The following is a 21,540-nucleotide window of genomic DNA, read 5'->3' as shown; positions in this document are numbered from 1 at the left end:
CGCCGCATCCTTAATCCACTTAATAGTCGAACCCCAAGCGCCCAAATAAAACCCGTTGGCGTTGGCGTAATCCACACCAGCTTGCAACGCTGCGTCACCCTTGGTTTGCGCGATACCGCGGTAACGGTACTGGCTAAACACGCCCACGTTGTAAGTCACCTCAGGTGCGGCAGCAGCCGCAGGTGCTGTTTGTGCAAACGCTGCAGAAGAGGTGGCCAAGAGAGCCAGCAAAAGTTTGGACTTGATGTTCATAGTTTTCTCCGTTGAAAAATTTAAGAAGGACACACCTACTTAGCAGGGTCCGTGCCAATGTGATTCTTCACAAAAGTGATCTCACAACATGACCCACGACCCAAAGTGATGCGGTAGCCTGACTACCCGTCCATTTTGGCGCACGCTCTTGGTGCATCACTTTGTTTTACATGCCCCGCAATGGGGATGGATGCTCAAAAAGAGAATTTTTATGACGTTAGCGCTCATCCACAGCCGTGCACTGCTCGGCCTGCAGGCCCCCGCTGTCACGGTGGAGGTGCATTTGGCAAACGGTTTACCCAGCTTCACCCTGGTGGGCTTGGCAGACACCGAGGTCAAAGAGGCCCGCGAACGGGTGCGTTGCGCCATTCAAAACGCGGGGCTAGAGTTTCCGACAAACAAGCGAATCACGGTCAACCTCGCCCCAGCTGATTTACCCAAAGACTCGGGCCGGTTTGATCTGCCCATTGCCTTGGGCATCTTGGCGGCCAACGGTCAGTTGGACGAAGCCGCTTTGGCGCTGCACGAGTTTGCGGGCGAGTTGTCGCTGTCGGGCGAGCTGCGGCCCGTTCGAGGTGCGTTGGCCATGGGGCTGGCTTTACGCGGCGCGGGGGTACGCACGCGTTTGGTATTGCCTCCCATCAGCGCTGAAGAGGCGGCCTTGGTGCCGACCGCCGAGGTGTACCGCGCACAACATCTGAGCGATGTGGTGGCGCACTTTGCCAAGCCAGCGCTCAAAACACACACCACCGACGGTTGGTGCCGCATTGAAGCCAAGGCCTTGCACACAACGACCGCCACGCACGGCCCCGACTTGGCCGATGTCAAAGGCCAAGCCGGCCCGCGCCGCGCCCTAGAAATTGCAGCGGCGGGTGGCCACTCTCTCTTATTAGTAGGCCCACCCGGCACCGGCAAGTCCATGCTGGCGCAGCGCTTTGCTGCCTTGTTGCCAGACATGACGCTGGAAGACGCGCTAGAAAGTGCGGCCGTCGCCAGCCTGGCGGGACGGTTTGAATTGAGCCAATGGATGCAGCGGCCCACGCGCAGCCCGCACCACACCGCCACCTCGGTGGCGCTGGTGGGTGGCGGCACACCGCCTCGCCCAGGTGAAATTTCCTTGGCTCACAACGGTGTGTTGTTCTTAGACGAATTAGCCGAGGTCAAACGCAGTGCATTAGAAGCCTTGCGCGAGCCGCTGGAAAACGGCCACATCACCATCTCACGCGCAGCGACGCAGGCCAAGTTTCCTGCGCGTTTTCAATTGATTGCCGCCATGAACCCCTGCCCGTGTGGCTACTTGGGCTCCACCCTCAAAGCCTGCCGTTGCACACCCGACCAAGTGGCGCGTTACCAAGGCAAGCTCAGCGGCCCGCTGCTAGACCGCATTGATTTGCAGGTAGAAGTGCCGACGCTCCCCACCGAGGTGTTGATGCAAAGCGCACCGAGTGAATCCACTGCAACCGTGCGCGCGCGTTGTTTGGCGGCGCACGCCAAAGCCTTGGCACGACAAGGCACGGCCAACCAAGGCTTGCAAGGTCAAGCACTCGAATCGCACATGCACCTAGACCCGCATGCCGCCACGTTTTTGCAGAACGCAGCCACCAAGCTAGGCTGGTCTAGCCGCAGCACACACCGTGCGCTGCGCGTGGCACGCACCATTGCAGACCTGGCCGACAGCACCACCGTGCAAGTGGCGCATGTGGCCGAAGCGCTTCAATATCGGCGCGTATTGGTGAACCACTAAGCGGCACCGGAAGCAGCAGTTTCGTCAAGCGCCGCGAGGTAACCCGTCGTTTGCAGCCACTCGAAATGCGCCACATCTTTCAACCACGCAGGCAATTGCTGCCTCTCTGCGTTGGCGCTCACATGCGTCATAAACGCACGCTGCACCGCGCTGTTCCAAGGCGTATGGCAGGCTGCGTCTTTGAGAAACAAATGCACGGTCTGACACCACAGGGCCTCACCCAAAGCTGCACGGGTTACGGGAAACACAGGGGCCAAGATGTTGCTTACGAAGTCAACCATCACTTGCGAACAAGCGTTGGCATCGGCCGCTTTTACGCCCGCGGGCAAGGGCGCGTTCAAGGGGTCACGCAGGTGTCTGGCGAGCGCAAATTGAGTTTGGCGAAAATTGTTCAACATGTGGGTTCCTCTACTTTCAGTTGCTTCACATCGTCCACACATCGCGCCATGCGAAGGTGCGTTCGCGCCAGCACTTCTTGCAGCAGGGCGTCATCGTCGCCCACGCGAACGTAGTCGACGCTGGCTAGAGGCAGGGCTTTCAAAAATGCGTGCGGGTCAAACCCAAAACGCAAAGCATTGATGGTCAGCGCATGCAAATCTAAATGCAAGCTGCACCCCGCTTTTTTTACCACCGCGCTGATAAATTGCGCCTCGTCCATTTGCACTTGCGTCGGCTTCATGCGGTGCGCCACGTTACGAATGCCTATGCGTAAACCCAGCGCATCTTGCACCTGCGCGATACGGCTTACCGTCCAACCCACCGCTTCGCGGGTACTGGGAATGGGCAAGTTGATGAACAAAGGCGCATCGTCGGCACTCCAAGCCAAGGCTTCTGAAAACACTTGAATGTTGTGCTCGGCCATGAAGGCGCGCAAATCTCGCAACACTTGTTTGTCTAACGGGCTAGGACCGCCTAGCGACAAGCTTTGGCTGAAGCAAACGCTGGGGTAACGCTGGGTAAGTTGCATTAAATCAGCATGTTGTTGACCACTCAAACCTATCCAGTCGGCTGGTGTGATCTCTAAAAATTGCAAATTAGAAAATTGCAAATTATTAGGCGCCCTGTTTTTCAAGGTCGCTATCAACGCGGGGCGCAAAGCCAAGCCCGCGCCTTGCAAGGTGTGATGTTTCATAAAGTTGCTTTCATTCAAAGTGTCCATCCATGGTTCCTAGCCACGTATTCGTCAGCCCCTCTAAGAACATGAACAAACGAATTAGTAAGTCACCACCTTTTTGACCCGCGCCCCAAATTCTCACAAATCACGTAGCCGCCACTCTTGACATATGGACTCCGTATCATCAGTCGAACATGCCTCACACCCACCTCTCCTTTCGTGATGCCCGCTTTGTTTGGGTGCTTTCGCTACTGCAACTCATCTCTTGGGGAAGTGTGTTTTACGGTTTTGCTTTGTTCATGTCGCCGCTTGAGCTAGCTTTGGGCATGAGCCGTGCCGAGTCGTCCCTCGGCTTTAGTTTGATGCTGTTGGCCGAAGGGTTGCTGGCTTTTTCTGTGGGCCGCTGGATTGACCGTGGTCATGAGCGCGCGGTGATGACGGGCGGCTCGCTGCTCGTGGGGTTGGCCTTTTTGATGCACAGCCAAATCACGTCGGTGGTTGAGTTTTACGCCGTCTGGACAATGCTCGGCGTTGGCTTAGCAGGTACCTTGTATCCGCCTGCGTTTGCGGTGCTGACGCGGCGGTTCCCGCAGCACTTTCGGCGGGCCATCATCACGCTGTCGTTTCTGGGTGGCTTAGCCAGCACCGTGTTTATTCCGCTGGTCGCTTGGCTGATTGATGCCCACGGTTGGCGAGATGCGCTGTGCGTCTTAGGCGCACTGCACCTGCTGGTGTGCGTGCCTGTGCATTGGCTGCTGTTGCGCGACGCGCCGCAACGCGCCGTGCTTGCTTCTTCGCACACCGATCACCTCACGCTGATGCACTTTGTGCGTCGTCCTCAGTTTTGGCAATTGGCTATTTTTGTGGTGCTGCTCATGGGCGTGACATCGGCATTGCCTGCGCACATGGTGAGTCTGCTGCGCGAGTCGGGCATGAGCGAGTCATGGGCGATTGCAGTGCCTGCCAGCATCGGTGTGCTGCAAGTGATGGGACGCTTGGGGCTTTACCTGTTTGAGCATCGCGTGGATGTGCATGTTGTCAACCGCTGGGTGCCTATGTTGGTTCCGCTTGGGTTTTTAGCACTGCTGATTGGTGCGGGTCACATTGGGTGGAGCGTGATGTTTGTGGTGCTTTATGGCTTGGGCAACGGCATGCTCACCATCGTCAAAGGCACGGCCATGGCGCAATATGTGAGCCGCGAACACATGGGCAGCTTGAACGGCTTACTGGGTTTGCCCATGGCCTTGGCGCGCGCTGCAGCGCCTTTGCTGATGGGGCTGCTGTGGTCAGCGGAGGCGGGTTACACCTTGGGCCTGTGGCTGATGTTGACGGCTAGCGTGGTGGGCGTGGCGTCGCTGTGGCTGGCTCAAAAAGATACTCCACGGTGAACACCGGCCAATCACTCTTACAAATTAGGCGCCAGCAAGCGCTCTAAATCTTTCACCGCCACGCCTTGGCGTTGCGCCAAGTCTTGCACTTGGTCGTCGCCAATGCGGCCCACGTTGAAGTAGGTCGCATCGGGGTGTGCCAAGTAAAAGCCGCTCACACTCGCCGCAGGTGTCATAGCCAAACTGCTGGTCAGGCCCATGTCGATATCGTCGCACTGCAACAAGGCAAACATGTCTTGCTTGGCACTGTGGTCTGGGCAGGCGGGGTAGCCTGGCGCAGGGCGAATGCCTTGGTATTTTTCTTGGATCAGGTCTTCGTCGCTCAGCGCTTCGTCTGCGGCGTAGCCCCAAAAATCGGTGCGCACGCGGTGGTGCATGCACTCGGCAAAGGCTTCAGCCAAACGGTCGGCCAAGGCTTTGAACAAAATGGCTGAGTAGTCGTCATGCGCTTCCATGAAGCGCTTTTCTTGTTTCTCGGTACCCAAGCCTGCGGTCACGGCAAACAAGCCCACATAGTCGGCAGCTTGGGTTTGGTCGGCCACAAAGTCGGACAAGCAACGGTTGGGGTTGCGCACATCATCACGGCTGGGCTTTTCGGTTTGTTGACGCAAACCGTGCCACGTCATTACCTGTTGTTGGCGTGTTTCGTCAGCGTACAAAACAATGTCGTCGCCCACACGCTGCGCGGGGTACAAGCCCACCACGGCGTTGGCTGTGAGCCAGCGGTTGGCAATAATTTTTTTGAGCATCGCCTGGCCATCGGCGTACACCTTTTTGGCTTCCACGCCCACGACGGCGTCGTCCAAGATGGCGGGGAAGGGGCCTGCCAAATCCCACGTCTGAAAGAACGGGGCCCAGTCGATGTATTTTTCGAGCTCAGCCAAGTCAAAGTTTTTAAACACGCGACGGCCAATGAACTTGGGCTTGGCGGGTTTGTAGTTGTCCCAGTTAATGGGCGTGGCGTTGGCTCGCGCTTGCGCCAACGTGACCAACGGTGTTTGCTTTTTGTTGGCGTGTTGCTCGCGCACCTTGGCGTAGTCGGCATTCAGATCGGAAATGTATTTGGCCGCTTGGTCTGACAACAAACCTTGCGCCACGCTCACGCTGCGCGAGGCATCGGGCACGTAGACCACGGGGCCGCTGTAGTGCGGCGCGATCTTCACAGCGGTATGCACGCGGCTACAAGTCGCCCCGCCGATGAGCAGCGGCATTTGGCGATCGCGGAAATAGGGGTCTTTCTCCATCTCGCTGGCCACGTATTGCATTTCTTCCAGCGACGGCGTGATGAGGCCCGACAAGCCAATGATGTCCGCGCCCTCTTCTTTCGCCTTGGCCAAAATTTCGTGACAAGGCACCATCACGCCCATGTTCACCACTTCGTAGTTGTTGCACTGCAAAACCACGGTGACGATGTTCTTGCCGATGTCGTGCACATCGCCCTTGACGGTGGCGATGACCATCTTGCCCTTGGCTTTCACGTCTTCGCCCGCCGCTTCTTGGGCCAGTTTTTCGGCCTCGATGTAGGGCAGCAAATGGGCCACCGCTTGCTTCATCACGCGGGCGCTTTTAACCACCTGCGGCAAAAACATCTTGCCTTGGCCAAACAAGTCACCCACCACATTCATGCCGTCCATCAGCGGGCCTTCGATCACATGCAGTGGACGACCCGCCTTGGCCAAGATTTCGCGGTAGGCCTCTTCGGTGTCGTCGTTGATAAAGTCGGTAATACCGTGCACCAGAGAATGGCTCAGGCGCTGCGCCACGTTCACAGGCACGTCAGGCGTGCCGCGCCAAGCAAGCTTTTGGCTGTCGTCTTTGGCCGCTCCTTTGGCAGTTTCGGCCACTTCAATCAGCCGCTCGCCAGGGGTGAGGTGCGCTTCGCCTTCTTTGTATTGGGGCGCACGGTTCAGCACCACGTCTTCTACGCGTTCGCGCAGAACGGACTCCAAGGCGTCGTAAACGCCCACCATGCCCGCGTTGACGATGCCCATGTCCATTCCCGCCTGAATGGCGTGGTACAGAAACACGGTGTGAATGGCTTCGCGCACAGGGTCGTTGCCGCGGAATGAAAAGCTCACATTCGACACGCCGCCACTCACCTTGGCGCCGGGCAGGTTTTGCTTGATCCAACGCGTGGCGTTGATGAAGTCAACCGCGTAGTTGTCGTGCTCTTCGATGCCGGTGGCAATCGCAAAAATATTCGGGTCAAAGATGATGTCTTCGGGTGGGAAGCCCACCTCGTCCACCAACACGCGGTAAGCGCGTTCGCAAATCTCGATCTTGCGTGTGTAGGTGTCCGCCTGGCCTTTTTCGTCAAACGCCATCACTACCGCCGCCGCGCCGTAGCGCTTGACCAAAGTGGCTTGACGTTTGAACTCGTCCAAGCCCTCTTTCATGCTGATGGAGTTAACGATGCCCTTGCCTTGAATGCAACGCAAGCCCGCTTCGATGACCGACCACTTGGACGAGTCCACCATCACCGGCACACGCGCAATGTCGGGCTCACCGGCCATGAGGTTGAGGAAGCGGACCATCGCGGCTTGGCTGTCGAGCATGGCCTCGTCCATGTTGACGTCAATCACCTGTGCGCCGTTTTCTACCTGCTGACGCGCCACAGCCAAAGCTTGCTCGTACTCGCCGTTCAAAATCATGCGCGCAAAGGCTTTAGAGCCAGTGACGTTGGTGCGCTCTCCGACGTTGACAAACAGCGTGCCAGTGCCAATGGAGACGGGCTCAAGACCCGACAACTTCATGGGGGAAACTGCAGTGGAATTCATGGGGGTACTCACCTGGGGGCTGACAAAACAGGTGAGCGTCGTTGCAAAAAATTCGCCCCAAGCCTGACTTCACGCGCGAACCTAGAAAAGGTGGGGTGAAGCTGCAACGCTCCTTGGGGTGCTGGTTATTTTAACTAGGTCTGGGTCTTTACCGCGACACGTCTAAACATTGATGTAGCGCATGCGCCGCAGCCAACGTCAAGCCATCTGCACCCACCGGCCCCACCACCTGCAAACCCACAGGCATGCCATTGGGCGCAAAGCCCGCAGGAATGTTGACCGTGGGCGTGTGCAACACCGTCCAAATGCGGCAAAACACGGGGTCGCCCGTGTTGTCTAGTCCCAGCGGGGCAGCACCCGGTGCGCTGGGGGTCAGTAGCACATCGACGTCTTGAAACACGTCGGCCAATTGCGCGCGGCATCGCGCCACAAGCGCTAGTGCTTGGTCGTATTGCTCCACAGTCACGGCCAAACCTGCCTGCATGATGCCCTGCAAACGGGGGCTGAGTTGCGCCCAATGGTGCAAGCGCTCAAACGCAAAAGACTGCGCTTGATCTGCCAGCTGAATGTAGGTTTGCGCTTGCGCCAACTGTTGGTAGTCCACAGGCAGCTGCACATCACTTAGTGCCATGGCGCTGTTGGCTTGAACACAAGCAGCCGCATGTTGCATGGCCGCTTGGGTTTCAGGCAAGGCCTGCCCCCACTCAAATGTGTGGCACAAGCCCACGCGCAACGGGCGCGACAGGTGCTCGGCCATGGGGCGCACCAGCCAAGATGTGCGGCCGCTCAAGGCTGCTGCAAACAATGCGGCATCGGGCACATTGCGGGCCATGGTGCCCAAGGTGTCCAAGGTGTCGGACAAGGGCTTGGCGCCCGCGCGGTTGATGCCCCCAAAGCTGGGCTTAAAGGCCACCACGCCGCAGTAAGACGCCGGCCGCGACAGCGAGCCCGCCGTTTGAGAACCCAGCGCCAAAGGCACCATGCCATCGGCCACCGCAGCAGCCGAGCCAGAGGACGAGCCTCCCGGTGTGTGCGCTAGGTTGCGCGGGTTGCGGGTTTGGTTGGGCTGAAAAGTGGCCAGCTCGGTGGTTACCGTTTTGCCCATCACTACCGCGCCAGCTGCACGTGCCAGTGCTACACAGGTGGCATCGTTTGCAGGTTGGTGACCGGCATACACGGCCGAGCCATATGAGGTGGGCATGTCAAAGGTGGCAATGAGGTCTTTCACGCCGATGGGCAAGCCATGCAGCAAGCCTTGGTGCGCGCCGTGGTCCAAGGCTTTGGCCCTGGCCAATGCAGCGTCACGCGCCACATGCGTCCATGCTTGCACTTGTGGCTCGCGGGCGTCGATGCGCTCTAGGCAGTCGCGCACCAAGTCTTCGGCACGCAACGTGCGTTGTGCCAATTGATGGGCGGCCTCGCAGGCGCTCAATGTATGGTGCGGCATAGGGTGCAGTCTCCAGTGGGGCGAAAAAAAACCCAATTTTGCACCGATTAGGCTGCACCGCGAATGAGGGCTTAGACGCTACGCACTGGCTTCATGTGGTAAGCATTGAGAGCACCATCCCATGCCACCAAAGCTGCATGAGCGTTCAAGAATTCACGCAGTAGTTGGCTGGCTTGAAGTTTGGTCAACATTAACTTTTCAGAGATCAAATGGCGATTGACATGGCCGTGCTCTTTGAAAATAGCCGACACCACATCAAGTCGGGTTTGCGCGTCGGGGGAGGTTGTGATGGCGCTTAAAGGTTCGTTAGTCATAAATACGTCCTTTATCAAAAGGACTTATTGTTGACTCGCCGCGCCACCTTGTCTATCCGCCACGTGGCGTATGCGCGATGCCCTGCTGCTAATGCTTAAGCGGCTTCGCGATAGAACGGCCCGGCACTGACAGCGCGGACTTTTTGATCCGCCACCGCGTTGCCAATGGCCGCGATGTGCTCGGGTGTGGTGCCGCAGCAGCCGCCCACGATGTTCACCAGGCCTTCTGCCGCAAACTCGTGCAGCAGGCGGCTGGTGACATCGGGCGTTTCGTCAAAGCCGGTGTCGCTCATGGGGTTGGGCAAGCCGGCGTTGGGGTAGCAGCTGATGAAGGTATCTCCGGCCACTTTGTTGAGCTCTTGGATGTAGGGGCGCATCAGTGTGGCACCCAAAGCGCAGTTCAGGCCAATGGCCAGTGGCTGCGCGTGGCGCACGCTGTGCCAAAAGGCGGTCACGGTTTGACCGCTCAAGATGCGCCCGGAGGCGTCGGTCACGGTGCCGCTGATGATGAGGGGCAAGCGTTCGCCTGAGTCTTCAAAGAACTCTTCAATCGCAAACAACGCGGCTTTGGCGTTGAGCGTGTCAAAAATGGTTTCCACCAACAACACGTCCGAACCGCCCTCGACCAAGGCTTTGACTTGGTCGTAATACGCAGCGCGCAGCTCTTCAAAATTCACATTGCGTGCGCCAGCGTCATTCACATCGGGACTGATGCTGGCTGTTTTGGGGGTGGGGCCCACCGCGCCCGCCACGAAACGGGGCTTGTCGGGTGTGCTGTATTTGTCGCAGGCCTCGCGGGCGATGCGGGCCGAGGCTAGGTTCATCTCGTAGGCCAAGTCGGCCATGTCGTAATCGGCCTGCGCAATGGTGGTCGCGCCAAACGTGTTGGTTTCGATCAGGTCTGCACCCGCAGCGAGGTAGCGCTCGTGGATGTCGCGAATCACATCGGGGCGAGTGAGGCTGAGCAACTCGTTGTTGCCCTTCACATCTTTGTGGAAGTCTTTGAATCTGTCTAGCTGCGCGCCGGGCCCGGCGTATCCCGCGCCACGGTATTGGGCTTCGTCTAGTTTGAATCGCTGAATCATGGTGCCCATCGCGCCGTCAAGGATGGCGATGCGGTGTTTCAGGATATCGGGCAGCGCTTGGGCGCGAGTGTAGGCAGTGGCTTTCATGCTGACGATTGTAGAAGTGAGGCGAATCGACAGTCAGCGTATGGGGGATGGCCCGATCAAGGGACTGGCGAAATCAGCTCAAACGCCAAGGCTGCCCCTGGCTGCACAGTCACTTTGACCGCACGCACGTCGGACGCGCCCGGCACGATCAAGCGCGTGATGTTGGGCAAGGGCTGACGGTTCAGTGTGAAAGGCTGGTCCAACTTGAACTTATGGCTGTCGCCATGAATGACCAACACCGGCTTGCCCCAACGCTGCGCCAAGGGCAGCAAGGTTTCGCCAATGCTTTGACGAAAGCCTGACCAACCTGGAAAGTCTTCATACATGCTTTTTGAATCAAACACATCGGCTTGAAAAGCAAACACGATCAAGCTTGGGTTTTGCGTGGCGGCGTCTGCAAAAGCAGACTGAATCCAAGCGATGTTGGCGGCGTCGCGTTCATAAAACTCTTTGCTCGCGGCAGGGTCACGCGCCTCTAAATTGTTGTTGCTGCCCACGATGTGCACGGTGTTGAACTGCACGCCTTGGTGCTGCCAGCGCAAGTTTTCCACATAGGTGGCAAAGGCTGGCGTGCGCTGGGCTTGGCTTTGCACACGGATGGGCTGGCTGCCCAATGACTGACCCGGTTTGAAAAAGCCTTTTCGCAAAGCGGCCAAACGCTCCAGCGGGTCATACCCGCCGTTGTTGGCGCGGTGGCAATCAGTCCACTCGTTGTCGCCCGGCGTGAACACCACCGCGCCCTTGAAGCGCTGAAAGTGTTGAAGCTGGTTGGCAAACTCCTCATCGCTGCACAAGGTAGAGCCCGATTTAATATCGCCCACATGGATTGAGAAGTCGGGGCCCACTTGGTTGATGCGATCGATCAGCGCACGGTAAGGGACGTAGGCTTTTTCGGGAGAGCCGTAGGGCAAGTCGCCCAAAGCCACAAACGAAAACCCTTGCTGTGCAAGTGCCGCTGGCATGGATAAAACAAGGCCAAAGGCCAAGCAAGCGCGAAGCAGGGTGGTTTTCATCATGGGCATCGATCCAAATGTTGAAGGCGTGTTGGGTAATTTTGAATGGCAATTGTGACCGCTCCAGCGGGTCGCGATACGGATGCACGATGCGTGAAAGCGGCACGTACATTGCGCTAATTCCAATGGGGGACAATGCCAGCTCTTTGTATGTCACAGGTATCAGTTTTGTTCTCACCGTTGAGCATCTTGCGCGAGGTTTTTGGTTACAACGCGTTTCGCGGTCCGCAAGAGGCCATCGTCAACCACGTGTGCGGTGGTGGCGATGCGCTGGTGTTGATGCCCACGGGCGGCGGCAAATCGCTGTGCTACCAAATCCCCGCCATTGCCCGCCAGCGGGCCGGCCACGGCATTGCCATCGTGGTCTCTCCCCTGATCGCGCTGATGCACGACCAAGTGGGCGCACTGCACGAGGCGGGTGTTGAAGCCGCGTTTTTAAATTCCAGCCTCACTGGCGAAGAAGCCAACGCGGTGGAGCAACGCCTGCGCCGAGGCGACATCACCCTGCTGTACGCCGCGCCTGAGCGCATCACCACGCCTCGCTTTTTGGCACAGCTGGATGCCCTGTTCGAGCAAGGCCAGCTCAGCCTATTTGCGATTGACGAAGCGCATTGCGTAAGCCAATGGGGCCACGACTTCCGCCCCGAATACCGCGCCCTCACCGTGCTGCACGAGCGCTATGCCGGCGTGCCGCGCCTAGCGCTGACTGCCACCGCCGATGCGCTGACGCGGGCCGACATCGTCGAGCGCTTGCAGCTGGAAAATGCACAACAGTTTGTCAGCAGCTTTGACCGCCCCAACATCCGCTACACCATCGTGGAAAAAAAGGACGCCTCGCAACAGTTGCTGCGTTTTATCCAACGCGAGCACACGGGGCCAGACTGGCAAGACAGTGGCATCGTCTATTGCCAATCGCGCAAACGCGTCGAAGAGGTCGCCAAACTTTTGTGCGCTGCCGGCATTGCCGCGCTGCCGTATCACGCTGGGCTGGATGGCGCCATTCGTCAAAAGCACCAAAACCGTTTTTTGCGTGAAGACGGTTTAGTGATGGTCGCCACCATCGCGTTTGGCATGGGCATCGACAAACCCGATGTGCGCTTTGTGGCCCATTTGGATATGCCCAAAAACATCGAAGGCTATTACCAAGAAACGGGCCGTGGCGGACGCGACGGCCAAGCCGCCCACGCGTGGATGGCCTACGGCCTAAACGACGTGGTGAACCAGCGCCGCATGATCGACGAAAGCCCCGCGGGCGAAGACTTCAAACAAGCCATGCGCGGCAAACTCGACGCGCTGCTGGCCTTGGCCGAAGCCACCGACTGCCGCCGCGTGCGCCTGCTGGGCTACTTTGATGAAACCTACAAATCCGCAGAGGACGGGCAAGTTCGCCTGACTTGCGGAAATTGCGACAACTGCCTGCAGCCCCCAGAAATTTGGGACGGCACCGAAGCCGCCCGCATGCTGTTGTCCACCCTCTACCGCGTCAAACAGCAGAGCGGCATGTCTTTTGGCGCAGGCCACATGATGGATATCTTGCGCGGCAAAGTCACCGACAAAGTCAGTCAATACAGCCACGAAAAACTCAGCACCTTTGGCATAGGCGCACATTTCACCGAGGTGCAGTTGCGCGGCGTGCTGCGCCAGCTCATCGCCTTGGGCGCGTTAGGCGTGGACGCGCAAGCCTTCAACACTTTGTATTTGACCGAGGCCTCGCGAGCCGTACTAAAGGGCGACGTGTCGGTGCGGCTCCGCGCCTCGGTGTCCACCCCGGCGGACCGCAAGGGTGACCGTAAAGCCAAAAGCACCGCCAGTGGCACATCCAAACCTGCGCCCATCGCGCTGGACGATGCAGGCCAGCAACGCTATGACGCCCTCAAGGCGTGGCGGGCCGAGGTGGCCAAGTCGCACAACTTGCCCGCCTACGTCATCTTCCACGATGCCACCCTGGCCGCCATCGCACAGGCCGAGCCGCACGACCTTGAAGCGCTGCAAGGCATCGCCGGCATAGGCGCCAAAAAACTAGAGGCTTACGGCGACGAGGTGTTGCGCGTGGTGGCGCTGCCCGCTTAAGCTATCGGCAACAAAGGGGTTTCACATTTCCCCTAGAATTCATGCAAGTTCAAACTTTCTGAGGAAACTTTCCATGTCCGACCACAAACCAGAACACGGCACCGAGCAAGACGTTGTCGAATCCATCGTGCCCATGATGCCCATCGTGTTGCCCGTCGTGGGTGGCATTTTGATGTTCCTGATGATTTTCATTGCCATGTACATGGCCTAAAACATTGTCTTGACTGAAAGTTCGTCGGTCTTGCACATTAAAGAGCGCCTTTCGAGGCGCTTTTTTCTTAGTCACTTATAACCAATCCAATCGCCTAAGTTACAAAAACACCTTTAAAAGTAATACTTTTCGGACTTTTCATGCCAGTCTTAGGGTTTTTGCAAGCCTGAACCAAGACAGAGTTTCATAAAATAGCCATCCTGCTGGTGTAGGCCCGCAACAATGAATTGAGGTCAGCGCCTAGCGCTTTAACAGGCTGGGCTCTGGCCTCAATTTTTTGACTTAGGAGCTTTCCATGAACATCAACGCACCCGCGTATGTAAAAAACCCCAAGCTAGTGGCTTGGGTTGGCGAAATGGCCGCCTTGTGCAAACCCGACACCGTTTATTGGTGCGACGGCAGCCAAGAAGAATACGACCGCCTGTGCCAATTGCTGGTCGACAAAGGCACCTTCAAAAAACTAAACGCCACCAAGCGCCCCAACTCGTATTTGGCGTGTTCTGACCCGACCGACGTGGCACGCGTGGAAGACCGCACCTTCATCTGCTCTGAGAAAAAAGAAAACGCCGGCCCCACCAACAACTGGATGGCTCCCGCCGAAATGCGCAACACATTGCAACCCCTGTTTGACGGTTGCATGAAAGGCCGCACCATGTATGTGGTGCCTTTCAGCATGGGCCCTATGGGTTCGCACATTGCCCACGTGGGCATCGAGCTATCCGATAGCCCTTATGTGGCAGTGAGTCAAAAAATCATGACGCGTATGGGCAAGGCCGTTTACGACGTCATCGGTACAGATGGTCACTACGTGCCCTGCGTGCACACTGTGGGTGCGCCCCTCGCTGCGGGTCAAGCTGACGTCAAGTGGGCTTGCAACAAAACAAAATACATCGTGCATTACCCAGAGACCCGCGAAATCTGGTCTTACGGCTCAGGTTACGGCGGCAACGCCTTGCTGGGTAAGAAGTGCTTTGCTTTGCGCATTGCGTCCAACATGGGCCATGACCAAGGATGGCTGGCCGAACACATGCTCATCTTGGGCGTGACCAACCCACAAGGTAAAAAATACCACGTGGCAGCGGCGTTCCCCAGCGCATGCGGCAAAACCAACTTCTCCATGCTGGTTCCGCCCGAAGGCTTTGATGGCTGGAAAGTCACCACCATTGGTGACGACATCGCGTGGATCAAACCCAACGCGGACGGCAAGTTGTACGCCATCAACCCAGAGGCTGGCTACTTTGGCGTGGCCCCAGGCACCAACTTTCACACCAACCCCAACTGCATGGCCAGCTTGGACAAAAACGTGATTTACACCAACGTCGCGCTCACCGACGACGGCGACGTGTGGTGGGAAGGCATGGAAAAAGACACCGGCAAGTTGCCCGACCATTTGATCGACTGGCAAGGCAAAGACTGGACGCCCCAGATCGCCAAAGAAACTGGCGCCAAAGCCGCCCACCCCAACGCCCGCTTTACTGTGGCCGCCACCAACAACCCGGCCTTGGACAGCCAATGGGACGACGCTGACGGCGTAGCCATTGATGCGTTTATCTTCGGCGGCCGCCGCTCTACCACCGTGCCTTTGGTCACCGAAGCACGCAACTGGACCGAAGGCGTTTACATGGCCGCCACCATGGGCTCTGAAACCACCGCCGCCGCCGCTGGCCAACAAGGCGTGGTGCGCCGCGATCCGTTCGCCATGTTGCCCTTCATCGGCTACAACATGAGCGATTACTTTCAGCACTGGCTCGACATGGGCGACAAGCTCAAAGCTGGCGGCGCCAAAGTGCCATCAATTTACTGTGTCAACTGGTTCCGCAAAGGTGACGATGGCAAGTTTGTGTGGCCAGGCTACGGCGAAAACATGCGCGTCTTGAAGTGGATGATTGACCGCATCGAAGGCAAGGCACACGGCAAAGAAAACGTGTTTGGCGTGAGCCCCACCTTTGAAGAAATCACCTGGACCGGCTTGAACTTCACAGCCGAGCAATTCAACACCGTCACCCACATTGACAAAGCAGCGTGGGTGGCCGAGTTGAAACTGCACGAAGAGTTGTTCACGCAATTGGCCTTCCACTTGCCCGCCGAGATGACCACCACCAAGGCTGCTTTGGCGGCGCGTTTGGAGGCCTAATTAGGCCCTCAAAATTACAACCAGCCGCGCTTGCGAAAACGCCAATACAAGTATGCGGCTGTAAAGCCAATGATGCCCAGCGCCATGGGGTAACCGTAAGCCCACTTGAGCTCGGGCATCACTTCAAAATTCATGCCCCAGATGCCTGCCAGCGCCGTGGACACCGCAAAGATGGCCGCCCAGGCCGCCAAGCGCTTGGTGACCTCTGACTCTTCAATGGTGACCAAAGACAGATTGACCTGAATCGCCGTGGCAATGGTGTCGCGCACCGCATCGATGGCGCTGTTGATGCGTGCCAAATGGTCGTGCACATCGCGAAAATATTCTTGACTGGCTTGGCACACCGCAGGCACGCGCCCGCCGTGCAGTTTGCCAACCATCTCCAGCAACGGCACCACGGCATGGCGCAACGTGGAGCTTCTGTGCTTGAGGGCATAAAGCCGCTCGATGTTCCAGCGGGCTGATCCACGCTCAAAAATTTGGTCTTCCACTTCTTCCAAGTCCGCCTCTAGCGCTTCGACAAATGGGAAATAGCGGTCCACCACCGTGTCCATCAAGGCATAGGCCACAAAACCTGAGCCCTGCTTGAGCAACTCGGGTTCGCGTTCGCAACGCTCGCGCACACCCATGAAGTTTTGCTGGCTACCGTTACGCACAGACAACACAAAGTTACGCCCGACAAACACCGCCACTTCTCCCACATGCACCTCGTCTTGCTGTATTTCCAACAGGTGCATCACCACAAAAACGATGTCGCCGTACTCTTCAATTTTGGGACGCTGGTGGCCCCGCGAGGCATCCTCGACCGCCAAGGGGTGCAAGTCGAACTCTTCCTGCATTTGTGCCAGTTCCGCAGGTGCCGCATCGCGCAAAGCAACCCAAATAAAACAGCCCGGTTTTGCCAACCAATCGCTGATATCCGCAATGGGAATATCCGCTAATTTTTGACCCTCTTGATAAGCCACGCAGTTAACAAGCATTTGGGCAACCCCTTGGAAACATTAAAAAGTATTTGCCTGAGACTATAAGGTGCCGCCCCCGTTTGCAAGACAATCGAGTTTTCTGTTTTTCGTAAAGCTGATATGAACTTCTGCTATCCCACCACCTGGCGCACCGCCGCCCTGGCCTTGAGCCTTGTCTCCTTGCCTGTGTTTGCCCAAAACGTCATCAAGATTGGCGAAATCAACAGCTACAAAGCCCAGCCAGCATTCCTTGACCCCTACAAAAAAGGCATGGAGCTGGCGGTAGAAGAAATCAACGCCGCGGGCGGTGTGAATGGCAAGCAGCTGCAACTGATTACGCGAGACGACAACGCTTCGCCTGGCGACGCCGTGCGTGCCGCCGAAGAGCTGCTGAGCCGCGAAAAAGTGGATGTACTGTCTGGCGCGTTCCTCTCGCACATTGGTTTGGCACTGGGGGACTTTGCCAAGCAGCGCAAAGTGTTCTTCCTCGCGGGCGAGCCCTTGACCGACAAAATGGTGTGGCAAAACGGCAACCGCTACACCTACCGCCTGCGCGCCAGCACTTACATGCAAGTGGCCATGCTGGTGCCCGAAGCTGCCAAGCTCAAGAAAAAACGCTGGGCCGTGGTGTACCCCAACTACGAATACGGCCAGTCGGCCGCTGCCACTTTCAAACAACTGCTGAAGGCCGCACAGCCCGATGTGGAATTTGTGGGCGAACAAGCCCCCGCACTGGGCAAGATTGACGCGGGCTCGGTCACCCAAGCCCTGGCAGATGCCAAACCCGACGCTATTTTTAACGTGCTGTTTGCCACCGACCTTGCCAAGTTTGTGCGCGAAGGCAACACCCGCGGACTGTTCCAAGGACGCGAAGTGGTGAGCTTGCTCACGGGCGAACCCGAATACTTAGAGCCCCTCAAAGACGAAACGCCCAACGGCTGGATCGTCACCGGCTACCCTTGGTACGGCGTGCAAACGCCCGAGCACAAAGCGTTTTATTTGGCTTACCACCGCAAGTACAACGACCACCCCCGGTTGGGCTCGGTCGTGGGCTACAGCATGATTCACGCCTTGGCCGCTGGCATCACCAAAGCCAAAAGCACGGAGACTGAAAAGCTGATCACCGCTTTCAGCGGTTTGAACTTCACCACACCGTTTGGCAAAGCCACGTTCCGTAAGCAAGACAACCAGTCCACCATGGGTGCGTTCTTGGGCCGCACCAAAAACGACAATGGCAGGGGCGTGTTGGTAGACTACCGCTACATCGACGGCGCCAGCGTGCAACCCAGCGATGACGTTGTGAAGAAACTCCGGCCGAGCAATTAAAAGCCTTCCCATCCCCAACACAACGCCCGCCTTTTGCGGGCGTTTTAATTTCAAGCACTCACACCTCTTATGGATGTCGCCAGCTTCCTTGTTCAAGCCCTCAACGGGTTGGCCAGTGCGTCGTCTTTGTTTTTGGTGGCGGCAGGGTTGTCGCTCATCTTTGGCGTGACGCGCATCGTCAACTTTGCGCATGGCTCGTTCTTCATGTTGGGTGTGTATGTGGCTTACTCGCTGGTGTCGCATGCAGCGCCTGCTGTGTCTTCGGCCTTGAGCGTGGTGCTGGGTAATTTTGGGGGCCAAAGCGCCAGCCAGACCATTGCCTACTTTTTGCTTTTACTTTGTGCTTCGCTTGTCACTGGTGTATTGGGTGCGGTGGTAGAAGTGCTGGTGCTGCGCCGCATTTACAAAGCCCCTGAGCTGTTTCAGTTGCTGGCCACCTTTGCCTTGGTGCTTGTTATCCAAGACGGCACGCTGTGGCTATGGGGTGCGGAAGATTTACTTGGCCCACGCGCACCAGGGCTGGGTGGTGCAGTCGATATTTTGGGCCGTCGCTTTCCCACCTATGACTTGTTTTTGATCGCCATTGGCCCAATGGTGTTGGCCGTGTTGTGGTGGACTTTGCAGCGCACGCGTTTTGGCGTGTTGGTCCGCGCCGCCACGCAAGACCGCGAGATGCTGGGCGCCTTGGGGGTGGACCCACGCCACTTGTTTACCGCTGTGTTTGCGCTCGGCTGCGCTTTGGCTGGCTTGGGCGGCGCACTGCAACTGCCCCGGGAACCCGCGCACTTGGGACTGGACATGGCCACGATTGGTGACGCGTTTGTGGTGGTTGTGGTGGGTGGCATGGGCTCGATTCCTGGTGCGTTTGTGGCTGCGTTGTTGATTGCCGAAATCAAAGCACTGTGCATTGCGGTGGGCACGGTGGAAATTTTTGGCATGTCGTTTGCGTTTTCTAAACTCACACTTGTGGCCGAATTTTTGGTGATGGCGGCGGTGCTGATGGTTCGCCCCTGGGGTTTGCTGGGCAAGCCGCAAAGCACTCCACGAGCCAGTACCGAGCACGACGTGCCGTTTGTTTTAGGCGGCATGCGCACACAAGTTGCTTGGATGCTGGCGGGCGCGGCCTTGCTGGTGCTACCCCTGCTCACCACGGATTCGCCCTACACATTGGTGTTGGGTATTGACCTGCTGATTGCCGCGTTGTTTGCCGCGAGTCTTCACTTCATCATGGGGCCTGCGGGCATGCACTCGTTTGGCCATGCGGCTTACTTTGGCGTGGGCGCGTATGCGGCAGCGTTGTTGGTGTTACGTGCCGGCGTGTCCAGCGAAACCGCGTTGTTGTTGGCACCTCTCGTCAGCGCTTTGGTGGCTGCGCCTATCGCTTGGTTTGCCGTGCGCTTGTCGGGCGTGTACTTGGCCATGCTTACTTTGGCGTTTGCACAAATTGTGTGGTCCATCTGTTTTCAGTGGGACGATTTCACGGGCGGCAGCAACGGCATCACGGGTGTGTGGCCTAGCGATTGGTTGCAAGACAAAGCAGCTTATTACTGGCTCACGCTTGCGCTTGTGGCGATCAGCGTCATGGCGCTTCGCCGCGTGTTGATGTCTCCCCTCGGCTACGCCCTGCGTGCCAGTCGCGATTCGCTGGGCCGCGCCGAGGCCACGGGACTGAATGTGGCGCATGTGCAGTGGCTGGGCTTTTTGGTGGCTGCGGGTTTTGCGGGTTTGGCGGGCGCATTGTTTGCGTTTTCAAAAGGCAGCATCTCACCCGATGTGTTGGGCGTGAGTAGATCGGTCGATGGCTTGGTCATGGTGCTACTGGGTGGGCTGCACACCTTGGTTGGGCCACTGGTGGGCGCCGTGACATTCACAGCGCTGCAAGACAGCTTGGCCCGCAGCACCGACTACTGGCGCGCGGTGTTGGGTGCCAGCATGTTGCTATTGGTGCTGGTGTTTCCGCAAGGCATTGCCGGATCGGTGCAGGCGTTGTGGCAACGATTGCTTGCATTCCATGCGCGAGGTCATGCATGAACACACACGGCAACAGCACGCTGCTTAGCGTTCAACACCTGCACAAATCCTTCGGTGGCAACCAAGCTGTCAACGATGTGTCGTTCAGCTTGCAAGCTGGCGAATTGCTCGCGCTTATCGGCCCTAACGGTGCCGGCAAATCCACCACCTTCAATTTGGTCAATGGTCAGCTCAGCCCCGACAGCGGCAGCATCACCCTGAACGGCGTGTCGCTACTGGGCCGCAAACCGCATGAGCTGTGGCGTATGGGCGTGAGCCGCACGTTTCAAGTAGCACAAACTTTTGGCTCGCTAACGGTCGCTGAAAACGTGCAAATGGCGCTGCTCTCGGCCGATGGCCGATCGCTTTGGCCGTGGCAACGCGCCACCCACTATCGTCGCGCCGATGCGTTGCAGCTGTTAGAGCAAGTGCAACTGGACACCCAGGCAAATCGGCCCGGCCACGCACTCGCCTATGGCGATGTGAAGCGCCTTGAACTGGCCATGGCCTTGGCCAACGAACCGCGCTTGTTGCTGATGGACGAGCCCACTGCGGGCATGGCCTCCGAAGAGCGCCACGCCCTGATGGCGCTCACGCGCAGCTTGGTCAACCAACGCGGTGTGGCCGTGCTGTTTACCGAACACAGCATGGACGTGGTGTTTGAACACGCCGACCGCGTGCTGGTCATGGCGCGTGGTGCACTCATCGCGCAAGGCACGCCCACACAGGTGCAAGCCGACACGCAAGTGCAGGCGGTGTACTTTGGCAGTGGCAAAACCTTTGGCGCATCGCAACCGCTTCAAACGCTGTCCACCCATACATCGACTGCCGACACCCCTCTGCTCGACGTGAAAGGTTTGAACGCTTGGTACGGCGCAGCCCAAGTGGTGTTTGATGCGCAGCTGCATGTGCAACGCGGCGAAGTGGTGGCACTTGTAGGGCGCAACGGGGCGGGCAAGTCCAGCATGCTCAAAGCCATCATGGGCCTCATGCCACGTCGAACAGGCAGCGTCGAGTTTGCAGGGCACGACATCTCAAATGTCCAGCCTTACCAAGCCGCACGTTTAGGCCTAGGCTATGTGCCAGAAGACCGCCGCATTTTCACCGACCTGACGGTGCTAGAAAACTTGCAACTTGGTGTGCAAACAGCACGCCGTTTTGCCGATGGCTTAGCTGCACCGCAATGGTCACTCGGTCAAATCTTTGCGCTGTTCCCCAACTTGGCAGACCTGCAGCATCGCCCTGCCAGCCACATGAGCGGGGGTGAACAACAAATGCTCACCGTGGCACGCACCCTTATGGCCAACCCGCTGATGGTGTTGCTCGACGAGCCCTCCGAGGGCGTTGCACCCGTCATCGTGGAGCAAATGGGTGAAATGATTTTGGCGCTCAAACGACAAGGCGTGAGCGTGTTGCTGTCCGAGCAAAACACGCACTTCGCGCAATGGGTGAGTGACCGCAGCTACACGCTAGAGCGCGGTGTGCTCACTTCCTAAATCAACGCTCGCGCAAAGCCTGCGACACGTTTTGCAAGGGGCGGAATAGATACTCCAGCACCGTTTTTTGTCCGGTCCGAATTTCGACACTTGCGGTCATGCCGGGTGTG

The 21,540-nt window shown here is 57.8% G+C and carries 17 protein-coding genes and 1 riboswitch; of the genes, 8 read left to right on the top strand and 9 right to left on the bottom strand.

Annotation, left to right across the window (positions count from 1 at the left end; genetic code table 11):
* Positions 1 to 252: TorF family putative porin (locus tag ABWP81_RS07785; RefSeq protein WP_353140852.1), on the bottom strand; the 252-nt coding region annotated here is incomplete at its 3' end.
* A gap of 211 nt (positions 253 to 463) precedes the next feature.
* Here ABWP81_RS07785 and ABWP81_RS07780 point away from each other — a divergent pair.
* The gene (locus ABWP81_RS07780; protein WP_353140850.1) at positions 464 to 1,996 is read left to right on the top strand and encodes a YifB family Mg chelatase-like AAA ATPase; all 1,533 of its coding nucleotides are present in this window, start codon (positions 464 to 466) and stop codon (positions 1,994 to 1,996) included.
* On the opposite strand, the gene ABWP81_RS07775 is transcribed toward ABWP81_RS07780, so the two are convergent.
* A complete protein-coding gene (locus tag ABWP81_RS07775) occupies positions 1,993 to 2,394 on the bottom strand; it encodes an HvfC/BufC family peptide modification chaperone (RefSeq protein WP_353140848.1) in 402 nt (133 codons plus the stop codon). The two genes, ABWP81_RS07780 and ABWP81_RS07775, sit on opposite strands and share 4 nt — an antisense overlap.
* On the bottom strand, positions 2,388 to 3,128 hold the full coding sequence (locus ABWP81_RS07770; protein ID WP_353140846.1) for a multinuclear nonheme iron-dependent oxidase: 741 nt from the start codon (positions 3,126 to 3,128) through the stop codon (positions 2,388 to 2,390). Before ABWP81_RS07770 ends, ABWP81_RS07775 begins: the two co-directional genes overlap by 7 nt.
* 176 nt (positions 3,129 to 3,304) lie before the next feature.
* Between ABWP81_RS07770 and ABWP81_RS07765 the strand changes: the two genes are divergently transcribed.
* Positions 3,305 to 4,498: an MFS transporter gene (locus ABWP81_RS07765; RefSeq protein ID WP_353131989.1), complete on the top strand. Its 1,194-nt coding sequence runs from the start codon at positions 3,305 to 3,307 to the stop codon at positions 4,496 to 4,498.
* Positions 4,499 to 4,515: 17 nt separating this feature from the next.
* Here the strand turns inward: ABWP81_RS07765 and metH are convergent, their stop codons facing one another.
* From metH to ABWP81_RS07740, 5 genes are all read right to left on the bottom strand, one after another.
* Entirely contained in the window at positions 4,516 to 7,251 is a 2,736-nt protein-coding gene (gene metH / locus ABWP81_RS07760) for a methionine synthase (protein WP_502905523.1), read from the bottom strand.
* Between the two features lie 50 nt (positions 7,252 to 7,301).
* Positions 7,302 to 7,396: riboswitch (S-adenosyl-L-homocysteine riboswitch) on the bottom strand.
* A gap of 27 nt (positions 7,397 to 7,423) precedes the next feature.
* On the bottom strand, positions 7,424 to 8,722 hold the full coding sequence (locus tag ABWP81_RS07755) for an amidase (protein WP_353140842.1): 1,299 nt from the start codon (positions 8,720 to 8,722) through the stop codon (positions 7,424 to 7,426).
* 71 nt (positions 8,723 to 8,793) lie between these two features.
* Complete coding sequence (locus tag ABWP81_RS07750) at positions 8,794 to 9,036, bottom strand: hypothetical protein (RefSeq protein ID WP_353140840.1); 243 nt, start codon at positions 9,034 to 9,036, stop codon at positions 8,794 to 8,796.
* A 95-nt stretch (positions 9,037 to 9,131) separates the two neighbouring features.
* On the bottom strand, positions 9,132 to 10,208 hold the full coding sequence (locus ABWP81_RS07745; RefSeq protein ID WP_353140838.1) for a homocysteine S-methyltransferase family protein: 1,077 nt from the start codon (positions 10,206 to 10,208) through the stop codon (positions 9,132 to 9,134).
* Positions 10,209 to 10,264: 56 nt separating this feature from the next.
* Complete coding sequence (locus ABWP81_RS07740; RefSeq protein WP_353140836.1) at positions 10,265 to 11,224, bottom strand: metallophosphoesterase; 960 nt, start codon at positions 11,222 to 11,224, stop codon at positions 10,265 to 10,267.
* A 147-nt stretch (positions 11,225 to 11,371) separates the two neighbouring features.
* Here ABWP81_RS07740 and recQ point away from each other — a divergent pair, with 147 nt between their 5' ends.
* From recQ to ABWP81_RS07725, 3 genes are all read left to right on the top strand, one after another.
* Positions 11,372 to 13,291, top strand: a complete 1,920-nt coding sequence (gene recQ, locus ABWP81_RS07735) for a DNA helicase RecQ (RefSeq protein ID WP_353131977.1) — start codon at positions 11,372 to 11,374, stop codon at positions 13,289 to 13,291.
* A gap of 73 nt (positions 13,292 to 13,364) precedes the next feature.
* Positions 13,365 to 13,502, top strand: coding sequence for a hypothetical protein (locus ABWP81_RS07730; protein ID WP_353131975.1), 138 nt, complete (start codon positions 13,365 to 13,367; stop codon positions 13,500 to 13,502).
* A gap of 295 nt (positions 13,503 to 13,797) precedes the next feature.
* Complete coding sequence (locus ABWP81_RS07725; protein ID WP_353140835.1) at positions 13,798 to 15,636, top strand: phosphoenolpyruvate carboxykinase (GTP); 1,839 nt, start codon at positions 13,798 to 13,800, stop codon at positions 15,634 to 15,636.
* A 14-nt stretch (positions 15,637 to 15,650) separates the two neighbouring features.
* Here ABWP81_RS07725 and corA read toward each other — a convergent pair whose 3' ends face one another.
* Positions 15,651 to 16,616 (bottom strand): magnesium/cobalt transporter CorA, encoded by a 966-nt coding sequence (gene corA, locus ABWP81_RS07720; RefSeq protein ID WP_353131971.1) that lies wholly within the window; start codon positions 16,614 to 16,616, stop codon positions 15,651 to 15,653.
* A gap of 102 nt (positions 16,617 to 16,718) precedes the next feature.
* Here corA and ABWP81_RS07715 point away from each other — a divergent pair, with 102 nt between their 5' ends.
* From ABWP81_RS07715 to ABWP81_RS07705, 3 genes are all read left to right on the top strand, one after another.
* The gene (locus ABWP81_RS07715) at positions 16,719 to 17,924 is read left to right on the top strand and encodes an ABC transporter substrate-binding protein (protein WP_353131969.1); all 1,206 of its coding nucleotides are present in this window, start codon (positions 16,719 to 16,721) and stop codon (positions 17,922 to 17,924) included.
* 69 nt (positions 17,925 to 17,993) lie between these two features.
* Positions 17,994 to 19,955, top strand: a complete 1,962-nt coding sequence (locus ABWP81_RS07710; RefSeq protein ID WP_353140833.1) for an ABC transporter permease — start codon at positions 17,994 to 17,996, stop codon at positions 19,953 to 19,955.
* Complete coding sequence (locus ABWP81_RS07705) at positions 19,952 to 21,430, top strand: ATP-binding cassette domain-containing protein (RefSeq protein ID WP_353140831.1); 1,479 nt, start codon at positions 19,952 to 19,954, stop codon at positions 21,428 to 21,430. The genes ABWP81_RS07710 and ABWP81_RS07705 overlap by 4 nt, the downstream gene beginning before the upstream one ends.
* Positions 21,431 to 21,540: the final 110 nt, after the last annotated feature.

Origin of the sequence: Limnohabitans sp. (assembly GCF_040401135.1) — a bacterium.
In the GTDB taxonomy this organism is placed as follows: Bacteria; Pseudomonadota; Gammaproteobacteria; order Burkholderiales; family Burkholderiaceae_C; genus Limnohabitans.
This window is presented reverse-complemented; position numbering and strand designations above follow the sequence as displayed.